We start from the raw sequence: 12578 nt of genomic DNA on the forward strand, positions 1-12578 counted from the left end.
TGCGCTGATTTTTCCATTGATGGATGATAAGCAGTATCAGCAAAAAAACCACCCTTGGATATGACACCTGCTACAAATTCTTCAAACGAACCCCCAAAGCTGCAACGCAATACGCTGCAATTGCGCCATGCGGTCGTTATGGCAGTGGCTGCGGTGTCTCCAGTGGGTGCCATCTTTTTTAATACCATTCCACAAGCGGGACTCGTCGGTGCAGCGATGCCGTTGTGCTACATAATAGGTTTTGGGGTGGCTCTGCTGGTTGCTGATCAAATTAGCATACTTGCAGCCGAGTTCCCCGCGAGTGGCTCGTTGTATACCTTTGTAACTCAAGGATTAGGAGTGCGCTGGGGCTTTCTCGCTGGCTGGTTGAGTTTAATTTCCTTTGGTGCGGCTATTGCCTTTGTCTTTCTAGTAATGAGTGCGAATTTTCAAGATTTGTTGCTGCACTGGTTTGGCGTACACCTAAACTGGACATTATGGTATTGCTTGTTCACTTTGATCGTCGGAGTAGTGTGTTATCGCGGCATTCGCTTCTCGCTGCAATTGGATCTGACGCTATTGATGTTTGAACTAGGCGTTTGTCTGTTGCTCGCGCTCGTCGTGTTGATGCAAGCTGGCAAAACCGGACAACTGACGCTAGTACCCTTCACGCTGACGGGGCTACCCCAGCACAGCAACCTGGTTCTCGGTGTCGTTTTGTCCATCCTCAGTTTCGTCGGGTTTGAATCCGCAACTACGTTGGGTGAAGAAGTTCAAAACCCCCGAAAGTCAATTCCGAAAGCGACGATGATCACGCTAGTTTTAGTCGGCGTGTTCTATGTGCTAATGTCATATGTGGCAACGCTGGGATATGGCATCCATAACATGGCAGCTTTTGCCCAAGATGCTGCCCCCTTCGATACGATCGCCCGTCACGTTTGGGGCAATGGGTTCGCCTTATTGATTGATTTTGCCGGAATCATGGCAGGATATGCCAGTGCCGTTGCCTTTCTCAACGCTGCTGCTCGGATTGTCTATGCCATCAGTCGAGAAGAACTGTTTCCCCCTTGGTTGGCGCACATTCATCCCACCTATTGCACACCGACAAATGCCATTTTCGGGTTGAGTGGCAGTTCTGCGTTTGTGGGGCTGGGGTTGGGAATACTGTGGACACCAATTCAGGCGTTTGCCTTTCTGGGAACAGTCATAACGCTGGCTGCCCTAGCGATCTATGGATTGACTAGTTTGGCGTGTTTTCGATATTTCTCGACAAAACGCCGCACTCAGTTGGAGCGAAACTCTACGAATCGCTTTGGTTGGTTGCGTTATACTCTGCTACCTTGGCTCTCGATAATCGCGATTAGTAGTGTTCTAGTTGGCAACCTTTATCCCCCTCCACCAGCACCGCTTCACTTAGCACCAGTTGTCGTCTTGATTTGGCTATTGCTGGGCATCGGAGTGTTAAGGTTCCTGCAAATTCACAAACCCGAAGCTATTCGTCGGGCAGGTAGACTATTTGTCGTTGATGAAACTGAAACCCTCAGTTAGAACAATGTAGTACAGCCCCTTAATAGGAAGTAGGGACTTAGCCACATAATCAACTTTTTGTCAATGCGTAAGTCGTAGATATATTGCATCTTGAGATGAATCCTTTGGCATTGAAAATATTGATATGTTCAAAACCAGAGCAAAAATATTTATCAGAACTATTGGGTTTAAAACCCCGTTCTTCTAGGACGGCTTTGTGTTAAAATGAATATGGTCGTTGACCAACCCGTGACGCATGGATCAGACAGCCTAACGAGCGAAGTCCAGTTAAACTGGCGGCGCAGAAAAATCGGTAGACCGGGAAAAGCTTGAGAGGCAATGGTAAACATCCTTGAAAGACATAAACTTCCATAAGCTTTTTTGACTATTTTTAAAACCGCAGGGCTTGCGGGGCTAGTCTGTGGAGCGAACGTAAGACCAAATCTCCTTGAGGGTGGAGGCAGTTGCTATGAAGCAGAAAAACCAAGAAGTGATTCTTGGAATCACCGTTGCTTTAGCTCGGTGAGGATGTCAAATACAAGCGATCGCTCTCTTTACAAACTTCGATTAGAGTTAACCAGAAATTAGCCTATCCAGATTGTGCTGTCTGGGTTTGTTGACAATCTGCCTATAGGTTGTTGCATGAAGAAAATATACATGCATTAGTTTAGATATAATAATGACTCATTGTTTGTTTTCCTAACTGGAGAAATTAATGGGTCGCGCCAAAAAGGTTGTCCTGGCATATTCTGGCGGAGTGGATACCTCAGTTTGCATCCCCTACCTCAAAAAGGAGTGGGGTGTGGAAGAGGTGATTACCTTAGCAGCAGATTTAGGTCAGGGAGATGAATTAGAGCCAATTCGAGAAAAAGCTCTGAAATCGGGTGCAAGTGAATCCCTAGTGGCGGATGTCAAAGACAGCTTCGTTAAAGATTACGCCTTTGGAGCGATTCAATCCAACGCCCTCTATGAAAATCGTTATCCTCTAGGAACTGCCCTTGCCCGTCCACTGATCGCTAAGGTATTAGTAGAAACAGCTGAAAAATATGGTGCTGATGCGATCGCTCACGGTTGCACCGGCAAAGGTAACGATCAGGTTCGCTTTGATGTCTCTGTTACCGCCCTGAACCCCAACCTGAAGATCCTCGCACCAGCCAGAGAATGGGGAATGAGCCGTGAAGAAACGATCGCCTATGGGGAAAAGTTTGGTATCCCCTCACCAGTCAAAAAATCTTCTCCCTATAGTATTGACAAAAATTTACTCGGTCGTAGCATTGAAGCTGGTTTACTCGAAGATCCATCATTTGAGCCACCAGAAGAAATTTATGAGATGACCAAAGCGATCGCTGACACTCCCAATGAGCCAGAGTACATCGAAATTGGTTTCTACGGTGGTATTCCGACAACCCTCAATGGCATAGCTAAAAAGCCAGTTGAGCTAATTGAACAACTCAATCAGGTGGTTGGAAATCACGGGATCGGACGGATCGATATGATTGAAAACCGTCTGGTGGGGATCAAATCGCGGGAAATCTACGAATCACCCGCGATGTTAGTCCTAATTCAGGCACATCGGGATTTAGAAAGCTTGACTTTAACGGCAGATGTCACCCATTACAAGCGTGGGATTGAAGAAACTTACAGCCAAATCGTTTACAACGGTTTGTGGTACAGTCCACTCAAAGTTGCACTGGATGCCTTTATTCAAAAGACACAAGAGCGAGTCTCTGGAACTGTGCGAGTGAAGTTGTTCAAGGGCAACTCTACGATAGTTGGGCGTTCGAGCGATAATTCCCTCTATACTCCCGATTTGGCAACCTACGGAGCCGAAGACCAATTTGACCACAAAGCTGCTGAAGGCTTTATCTACGTTTGGGGACTACCAACTCGCATTTGGTCGCAGCAAGTTCGAGGTTAGGAGTTATTCAATTTTAGATTTTAGATTTTGAATTTTGGATTTTGGATTGAAGAAGAAATCTAAAATCGGCAAAGTTAGGAGTTAAAAAAGCAAAGTACAAAAGTGAAAGTTAAAAGAAATAACTTTTCACTTTACTCCTCACTCCTAACTCCTCACTCTTGTACAGACGCGATTAATCGCGTCTCTCCTCACTCCTCACTACTCACTTCCTTAACTTGGCGAGACTCCAGCCACAGAGGGACAAAAATTAAGGCAGCGAGGATCAGTAACGCTGCGATCGCAAATTGACCCACCCAAGCAACCAATTGTTCTAAAGAGACAATTTTGCCAGCAAAAAAAGCTAATGTCACCATCAAACTAGCCCAAGCAACTGCTCCTAACAAGTTGTATAAAAAGAATTTTCCAAAGGGCATTTCGGCTATACCAGCTAGTGGTGCCGCAAAAACTCGCAACAATGCCAAAAAACGTCCAAAAAATACTGCTTTAGCAGCATTTTGAGTAAATTGATCTTTAATATTCAGTAGCCGTACTTCCGAAATCCGAAGTATGCTACCAACTTTTACCAGGAAAGGCCAACCGCTAACTCTACCAATCCAATAGCCACAAGTGCCGCCAATTACAGCACCCATAATTGCGTCACCAAGAACCAGCCAGAAATTTAGTTCATCGCTGCCAGCTAGAAATCCGCCCACTAAGGTCACGGTTTCACCAGGAAGGGGAATGCCTAAATTTTCCAGCAAAATGCCCAAGAAAATTGCCCAATAGCCGTAGCTGTGGGCGACTTCCTGGATATTTTCTAGTGAAATCAGCTCTAAAGACATCCCATACCGCCGTCTTTACAAATTTTTACTTTTATTATATCTTTGCTTGTTTCTGCGTGGAGTGTCAATCAAACCACTACATAGAGTCATCATAGAGTCATCATAGAGTCATTAAGTCATTAGTTTAATTCTGAATAATCCATAGAATATAGTCTATGGTAACTATTAATTTTTAACTATTAATTATGCGGTTTTTAGAATTTTCTACCACAATTTCATAATTTTTCAAAAAAAATTAAAAAGTTTATAAAAAGTTTATAAATATCGAGTTAAATTATGAAAATCTTGTAAAAGATACGGTTGATACCGAAATTGTTAGGCGCTTATGCCTATATTGATGAAAGTTATCACAAATTATACGACATGAATACTGAAATAATCCCTCTCAACTGCACGACTGCAATTGCCCAAATATCTGGGTAAAACAGTCATTTTGCCGTTGAAAGAGAAGAGGTATTAATGTCTTTTTTCAATTTTTTGTCAAGTGTTCCAACTACCCTGTTAAATTCATGACTCTCACACAAGAACTTCAAGTAATTTTGTTTAAACCCCAAGGAAGTATAGATTTGGAAGGCGGTAAGGCTTTGAGTGAACAGATGGCTGGAGTAGTGCCCCAAGCTCATCAACTCTGGGTTATCGACCTAATAAAAGTTAATTTCATGGACAGTTCTGGGTTAGTCCCTTTAGTAAAAGGGTTGAAAGCTGCGCGTCAGAGTGGTTGCCGCTTGGTTTTATGCAACGTGCAAACTCCTGTACGGTTGATTTTAGAACTTACCCAACTAGATTCAGTGTTTGAAATTTTTCATACTTATGAAGATATTTTTACTCCCGTCAAAGATAACAATCTGGTGTTAGCTGGCTAACTAATAAATCTATCTATAGATGGATGGTGGAGTCAAGCAATATTTGCATTTTTTCACATTCTCCAATATATTTTCACACCGTCAAAGATAACAGTCTGGTGCTAGCAGGCTGATTTTCTATTTTTTCTAGAAAAGAATGTTGAGGAAAATTCATGGCTTTGAGCTAGGTAATATCAATGGCAGATGAATGAATCTGCTTGTTGTCAGCCAATCTATCTAAGCCAGTAAAGTAGTAATCAAAGTTGCAGATTATTGAATTCTGGGTGCTTAGTAACCGCCAATTCAGGCGATGCCTGCGGTTATTGTTAGCCTAGGCGCCCGACAATTTGACGGTAGCGCTAGGGGCTACCGCGACTCAGACTCAATCAAAAGTACAAACGTTAAATAAAGTTACAGTATCATATTTAACTGAGTGATAGCTCTCCCTCATAACTAGCAACTTGGGTTATTAGTGCCAAACACAACGTAGCTCTTATAAGCACCTATTGAGTACTCGCGGTTGGAAAAAGTTGCCCGAATAATTAGGTCGTCTATGCCGGCGCCGTTGATGTCTCCGGCACTGCTGACGGAGTAGCCTGAGTGGTCATGCTCATTAATGCCGTTGATCACAAAACCGTTGCTGCTTACTTGGGCGTACTCTGCATCTCGACAAAAAAACTGGGACGGGCAAGATGCCCATCCCACAAGAAAAAAGAGGATTTTTGTCGGAAAACGCCTTGGCTATATTTGAGCTAAAGCAGTTTCGTTAGGGTGAACTACTCACTATTTAATAATGAGTACCGGTTTTGCGATGGTTGATGGCAGTAACAGCATCAGGCTTGAGTAATTTACCTTCATCCACAGTTGCATACACAACCCAGTGATCGCCACATTCCAGACGTTGCTTGACTGAGCATTCCAGATATGCTAAAGCGTCGGTAAGGACGGTACAGCCGTTATCCGCAACTGCTGTACTAAAATTGGCAAATCGGTTTTCTCCAGGCGCGAAAGATTTACGGAAATGCTTCATGTAATCTTGATGATTGCCTTCAGGTAGGATATTTAAGGCAAACTTACCGCCTGGATACATCAAGGATTCGATCGCTCGGTCTTTGGCGATCGCTACAGTTAGTCCAGGTGGGTTGAAGGTGGCTTGAGAAACCCAAGCGCCTAGCATTCCGGTGGATACTTCTCCAAGTTTCGCTGTAACCACGCAAACGGAACCAACAATCCGACCAACAGCCTGTTCCAGTGGAGTAGCGGCTTGTTGTGGTACGCGTACCTTTTTAGCTTTTTTGAGTGCTTGGGCAAAGTCTGTGCCTAGTTCTTCACAGAACTTGAGAGTAACATCATCAGGTTTAAACTTGACCTTCAGGGTGTCAAAGCCAAAGCGATATCCAGCATCCCGGAGTTTACCTTCTATTAAGTCAAATGCTTCGCCACTCCAGCCATAGGAACCAAATACGCCAGCGAGTTTGCTGTTGTCACCGCTTGATAGCACAATCCCTAAAGCAGTATGAATGGGAGTTGGGGCATGACCACCAATGGTGGGAGAACCGATGATAAAACCATCTGACTGTGCTAGGTTGATGCGAACTTCATCAGGGGTGGCAAACTCGCAGTTAATCGATTTGACTGCGACTCCACCTTTGGTTAGTCCTAGAGCGATCGCTTGTGCTAAAGTCGCCGTATTCCCGTAAGCTGAGGCATAAAGTAGAGCAACGGAAATCTCGCGATCGTTGTGAGCACGACTCCACTCTCCATAAGCTTTGGTAAGTTCAATTAAGCTGGTGCGTACCAAGGGGCCATGACCTACAGCATACATTCTCACCGGCAAATCTGATATTTTCTCCAAAGCTGCTTCCACATGAGGAGCTTGGGGAGCCATCAGGCAGTTAAAGTAGTAACGCTGGTCTTCTTTGAGCGCTTCCCAGTTATCATCAAACACTTCATCACCACAGAGATGAGTTGCAAATAACTTATCTGTGTAAAGAATTTGGGTTTGTTGGTCATAGGTAAAAAGTCCTTCCGGCCAACGTGGACTGGGGGTGGGAAAGAATTTTAAAACATGACCCTTGCCTAAATCCAGAGTTTCTTTCCCCCGCATCACCAAGACTTTCAAATCTTGCTCTAGGAAAGCAGCACGCAAATTGTTCGCACCGGGAAGAGAACAGACAAAAGTTACCTGTGGTGCCAGTTCTAAAATTGCTTTGAGGGTTGCAACTCGGTTGGGATTAAAATGACCCAGGATGATATAATCCAAAGTTGTCAAATCTAAAGTCTGGCGCAATGCCTCTAAATAAATTTCAGTGAAGCTTTCTGGCGGTGGATCAATAAGTGCGGTTTTATCAGCTTCAATTAAATAGCAATTGGAAGTAGTACCTCTTTCAAGTGCGTATTCAATTTCAAACCGCAGACGTGACCAACTACGTGCTCTGATCGCCTTAGTATTTGTAGCAATTGGTAGAACTTGTACGTCGCGTGGCTTGGAATTGGTCATAGCTGTTGGTGAATAGGGAGTGGGGAGTGGGGAGTGGGGAGTGGGGAGTGGGGAATGGGAAATGGGAAATGGGAAATGGGGAATCGGGAGTGGGGAATCGGGAGTGGGGAGTGGGGAATCGGGAGTGGGGAGTGGGGAATCGGGAATGGGGAATGGGGAATGGGAAATGGGTAAAGACTTGGTACAAGTTCTCTTCTGCTCAAATACTCCCCTACTTCTCTATTCCCTACTCCCTACTCCCCATTCCCTACTCCCCATTTCTTAGTAGTAATTACCAACTTTGCGATGGCGAACGGCTGTCAGTCCATCGTTTTTGGAGACACGACCTTCTTGGACGGTGCAGTATAAAATCCAGTGGTCGCTGCATTCCATGCTGCTCTGTATTTCACATTCCATGTATGCCAGAGCATCAGTTAGAATCGGAGAACCGTTTTTCGCGGTTTGAGTTTTGACTCCCGCAAAGCGGTCAGCACCGGGATGCAAGCGCTTGAGAAAGTGCTTTTTCAATTCTTGATAATTGCCTTCTTCCAAAACGTTGAGGACGAAGCGATCGCCTACTTGCATTAAGGAATCAATGGCGCGATCTTTGGCAACGGCAATTGTCAATCCTAATGGTTGCAAACTCGCTTGCGTTACCCAGGATGCCAGCATTGCACTTGACACATTTTCTTTTTTCGTGGTGACTATATACAGTCCACTACTAATCCGACCCAACGCCTTTTCCATGTCGACGTCGAGGGACTTGATTTGCTTGATGTTGCGATCGCGCACCAGCAATTGTCCCAAGTCTTTACCTGCTTCTTCACACAACTGGAATGTTGATGCGGTGGGAGCCTCTCTAATCCGAATAGCTGGGAAGGCTTCTTTGATGCCAGAGTCGAGAAATTTTCTGCGGAGTGTATCAATGGGTTCATCATCCCCACCGTAACATTCAAACAGCCCAACCATTTGCTTGTTCTTGGCGACAGCTAGCAGCGAACTGATACTAGCTTGGGCGGCGGCGCTTGTAGTCGGGGGCATACCAATAATGATGCTAACTGCTCTCCCGGCTAGTTCTTGGATTTCTTGGCTCTGGGCAGTACTCAGATCCAGGACTTCTATCCCAACGCCAGTTTTCAGTATACCTTCGGCAATTGCGTGACCAAGGCGCTCACTATACCCGTAATCTGAGACAAAAAACATGCCAACTGTTGTTTCTGCTTTAGCTTGTTTTTGGCTCCAATTTTCGTAGCACCCGGTTAGAACATCTAGGTGGTGGTATAATAATGGCCCGTGACCATTGGCGATAATATTAATCTTCCCTAGTTCGCTCATCCGCTTCATGGCATTCACCAAAGAACGAGCGTTAGGGCCCATCAGGCAGTCGTAGTAAAATCTAAAGTCAGCTTCGATCGCTTCTAAATCTTCGTCGAAGGTGCGATCGTCACAGAAGTGCATCCCAAAAGCATCGCAGGTGTAGAGGATTTGGGTTTTGCGGTCAAAGCTAAAGATTGTATCCGGCCAGTGCAGGTTAGGCGCACTCACGAATTCCATTTCGTGTCCTTTGCCGATATCTATGCGATCGCCAGTTTTCACAACCCGCTTACTAAAAGGATCGTGGACTAACCCTTCCAGAAACTGAAGTGCAACTTTTGAGGCTAAGACAGTGGCTCTAGGAGCTAACTGGAGGACATCTTCTACTAAGCCGCTATGGTCTGGCTCTGTGTGGCTGACAATTATGTAATCAATTGTTTTGGGGTTAACAAGACCTTTAAGAGTCTCTAAATACAGATCGCGAAACTTCTGGTGAGAAGTATCAATCAAAACTGTTTGTTCACCCCTAATTAGATATGAATTGTAGGTTGTGCCGTTTTGCAGTCCGAATTCGATATCGAAGCGATCGCGATCCCAATCAAGAGAGCGAATCGCCGTTGTGTTAGGGGCAATTTCTACAGTTTGTATAGTTAGCCGATGTTGAACGTTCTCTGCGTGGGCATTGCCTGTCGTAGACATCGCTACCATTATTCGTCTCCGAGCGCAAATTAACAGGTTTTTCTTCTGCCCCCATTCTCCCTATTATTTTTTTTTTAAGTTGTAATGAATATCAGTTTTTGAAAAATTTAACTTGTATCAATTATTACTATTTTTTAGCAAAAAATATAACTCAAACAATCTCATAAATATTAATTTATTCCTATGAAATTACTGAGTATTTAATTTTGTTATTTTTCTGATTTTATCCTCATTCAAACAATATCATATTCATCATATTATTTGACCATAAAAGCTTAAAAATAAAAAAATCACACATCTAGGATTGTTATATTAACCTTTATTTTTCAGGATTATGAATAAGAAGGATATACCACAATTACAAAGTCTATTTGTAATTGTGGCGCATAATGTTAGGCGATCGCAAAATAAATGTCTTAAGAGAATACATTTAGATGTCAATGATAAAAAGTTAGTTTTTTTAAGATCCTCTTTTCTAACTAAGTATAAAAGTGGGAAAGGTAGGAAAGGTAAGACAAAATTTTTCTTTGTTTTCAATCCGTATCAAATAAGCTGTTAACATTTTTTTTCCAATGGGTATTGAATATATTGTTGTCTCAACCAAGAATCTTGTTACGTCAAATATAAACTTTATGTAAAGTTGAGAAAATAGATATTTTTTTTGGAGACAATCAAAACCAATTTTCAGAGACGAGTTAAAGAAAAAGGAACTAGGCTTGTATATGTTTTTCTGCTTATCCAAATGGAAACTAGCGTAAAAATGATTTTTAAAGTTTCGATAAATCTCCGTAACCATACGAATAATCTAATAAATTTAATGATACAGTCCTTTATTATCGACTTTAGACATTAATCAGGACAACGCCAACAAATTCTTTTTGTCATAGCTATAAGCTACAGCTTCTGGCTATCGAATAAATTTGCCTATACAGGCTAATAGTGTCATTTCTGATCTGCCTAAGTTTTTATAAAAATTTATTGTCGATGATAAATTGCAAACTTTGATAGTGTTCTCAAGCCAATACTTCTCGCGTAGCAGCCTTCTAGATGCAGGCATCCTTAATACTTGTAGTTCAGCTTTTAGACTGTGCTATTAAATACGTAGCTAAATAAGTATATAGGCGTGAATAGACATAAAAATGGCAAAAAAAATTGACTATGTAAAAGGTTATTGTTTATGGGATGCCGATTAAAAGTCTTTCTAACCGAAGAAGAAAAGCTGACTTTAGAAGAGTTAAGAAAAGCCAAAGATGTTCCTCAACGTACAAAGGATCGCGCTCAAGTTTTACTGCTGAATGCTCGCGGCTTAAAAAATGAGCATATTGCTAAAGGCTTGAACTGGGCGATTTCAACAGTACGTCAAACCCTTCATCGCTGGAAAAAGATGGGTTTAGCAGGTCTGTGGGATGCTCCTGGTCGAGGGGGAAAACCGCGATATTCGGAATCAGATTTGGTTTATCTAGAAAATTGTTTAGCTCAAGAGTCAGAGACTTATAACTCTAAACAATTAGCAAAAAAACTGGCATCGGAGCGTCAAGTAAATTTGAGTGCAGATCGATTACGACGAGTACTTAAAAAAAGGGGAAGGAGGTTTGGAAGCGCACGCAAACAACCCCAGGAACAGAATCATTAGCTGATTGAGAAGTAATAAAACAAAATCCACCTAAACATTAAACTGTTTGGTGGATTTGTTACTTATTCTTAGTGGATCCGAGCAGAGTCGAACTGCTGTCCAAATTGGGTATTGACTCCCCGCTCATTCACAGGTTTAGCCTTTCTGACCCTCAAGGCGGGAATCGTTCATTATCCCGAACGTAGGATGCTCTGATTTAATCTTAGCCAGCAAGCCAACCAGAGAACGCTTACTAGAGCATCCGTTGGGGTTTGGTCTTCAGTCCTTAACGGAGTCAAACTAAAGACGCTCGAACCTATAAGAGGTGTTTAGGCAGCTACTAGAGCGTCCTTACGAGCAAAGCTAACGATGTTATTCGCATTTACTTTTTGTTTGAGCCTTTGATTTCCGAGAGGAGACTCACTCTCGACCTGAATCACAGAGCAGCGTTCGCCAACCTGTCGAAACCGTGACGGACCCATGTGCTATACATATTATAGTTTGCTGTTAAGGAAATGTGTCACAGGATGACAAAGAAATATTAAACTCTCATTACCCAGGCTTAACTGTCATGAGTCAGACTACAAGCAGAGTTCGCTGGACAATTCAAGATGTTGCAGCATTACCCGATAACGAATGGATTCGTTATGAGATTATCGATGGAGAATTGTTTGTGACGCGATCGCCCCACCATAAACATCAGCACGTGATTGGATGTATCTTTTCAGTGCTAAACACTTGGTCTATAGATAGTGGTTTGGGAGAACCCTCCATTATGCCAGGACTGATTTTTTCGGACTCTGATAATGTAGCTCCCGATGTGGTGTGGGTCAGTTATGAACGGTTGGCTCAAATTCAAGATGAAGCGGGGCATTTTCACGGAGCGCCAGAATTAGTAGTGGAAGTGCTGTCAAAAGGAAAAGCTAATGAAGATCGCGATCGATTAGCTAAGTTGAAATTGTATTCGGTTGAGGGAGTCCAGGAGTATTGGATTGTCGATCGCATTGCTCAAAGAATTCAAGTCTATCGACGGGACAATACTCAGTTAAAACTGGTTACGACATTGCTACTAGATGATCTGATTATATCGCCATTGTTGCCTAACTTTGCCTGTGAAGTAGCACGTCTTTTTGTGTCACGAGGTTAGAGGCGATCGTCATTACGTAGAATCCAGTGCAAAACGAAACCCCACAAGCTCAAGGTTTTGTTGGGTGATGCGATCGCAAGTCAAATGAGATAGAAGCAGCGATCGCACCTAGATTTCCCGTGATAATTTATTGGTAAGTCTTAAGTAGGGCTTGCTGATTAAAGCTAAAACCCTTATATAAATAGTGGTTGAGGTCGATAGGTCGGTAAAAAGTGCAAAAAAATCAGGTAAAATGGCTCA

8 protein-coding genes and 1 other RNA gene are annotated in these 12578 nt (G+C 43.1%); 5 read left to right on the forward strand and 4 right to left on the reverse strand.

The window, feature by feature from the left end; translation table 11 throughout:
• Positions 1-60 precede the first annotated feature (60 nt).
• Both V7K30_RS28980 and V7K30_RS28985 read left to right on the forward strand, forming a co-directional pair.
• Complete coding sequence (locus tag V7K30_RS28980) at positions 61-1527, forward strand: APC family permease (protein WP_335005280.1); 1467 nt, start codon at positions 61-63, stop codon at positions 1525-1527.
• 694 nt (positions 1528-2221) lie between these two features.
• The gene (locus tag V7K30_RS28985) at positions 2222-3424 is read left to right on the forward strand and encodes an argininosuccinate synthase (RefSeq protein WP_335005282.1); all 1203 of its coding nucleotides are present in this window, start codon (positions 2222-2224) and stop codon (positions 3422-3424) included.
• A gap of 188 nt (positions 3425-3612) precedes the next feature.
• Here the strand turns inward: V7K30_RS28985 and V7K30_RS28990 are convergent, their stop codons facing one another.
• Entirely contained in the window at positions 3613-4245 is a 633-nt protein-coding gene (locus V7K30_RS28990; protein ID WP_335005284.1) for a DedA family protein, read from the reverse strand.
• Positions 4246-4754: 509 nt separating this feature from the next.
• On the opposite strand from V7K30_RS28990, the gene V7K30_RS28995 reads away from it, so the two are divergent.
• The gene (locus V7K30_RS28995) at positions 4755-5108 is read left to right on the forward strand and encodes an STAS domain-containing protein (protein WP_335005286.1); all 354 of its coding nucleotides are present in this window, start codon (positions 4755-4757) and stop codon (positions 5106-5108) included.
• Positions 5109-5874: 766 nt separating this feature from the next.
• Here the strand turns inward: V7K30_RS28995 and V7K30_RS29000 are convergent.
• Both V7K30_RS29000 and V7K30_RS29005 read right to left on the reverse strand, forming a co-directional pair.
• Entirely contained in the window at positions 5875-7587 is a 1713-nt protein-coding gene (locus V7K30_RS29000; RefSeq protein WP_335005288.1) for a diflavin flavoprotein, read from the reverse strand.
• 261 nt (positions 7588-7848) lie between these two features.
• Positions 7849-9588 (reverse strand): diflavin flavoprotein, encoded by a 1740-nt coding sequence (locus V7K30_RS29005; RefSeq protein WP_335005290.1) that lies wholly within the window; start codon positions 9586-9588, stop codon positions 7849-7851.
• A 1168-nt stretch (positions 9589-10756) separates the two neighbouring features.
• On the opposite strand from V7K30_RS29005, the gene V7K30_RS29010 reads away from it, so the two are divergent.
• A complete protein-coding gene (locus V7K30_RS29010; RefSeq protein ID WP_335005292.1) occupies positions 10757-11212 on the forward strand; it encodes a helix-turn-helix domain-containing protein in 456 nt (151 codons plus the stop codon).
• Between the two features lie 69 nt (positions 11213-11281).
• Here the strand turns inward: V7K30_RS29010 and ssrA are convergent.
• Positions 11282-11671: a transfer-messenger RNA gene (ssrA, locus tag V7K30_RS29015) on the reverse strand.
• A gap of 91 nt (positions 11672-11762) precedes the next feature.
• Between ssrA and V7K30_RS29020 the strand changes: the two genes are divergently transcribed.
• Positions 11763-12338 (forward strand): Uma2 family endonuclease, encoded by a 576-nt coding sequence (locus V7K30_RS29020; protein WP_335005294.1) that lies wholly within the window; start codon positions 11763-11765, stop codon positions 12336-12338.
• Positions 12339-12578 lie beyond the last annotated feature (240 nt).

It is taken from the genome of Nostoc sp. (assembly GCF_036917655.1).
Lineage (GTDB): Bacteria > Cyanobacteriota > Cyanobacteriia > Cyanobacteriales > Nostocaceae > Nostoc.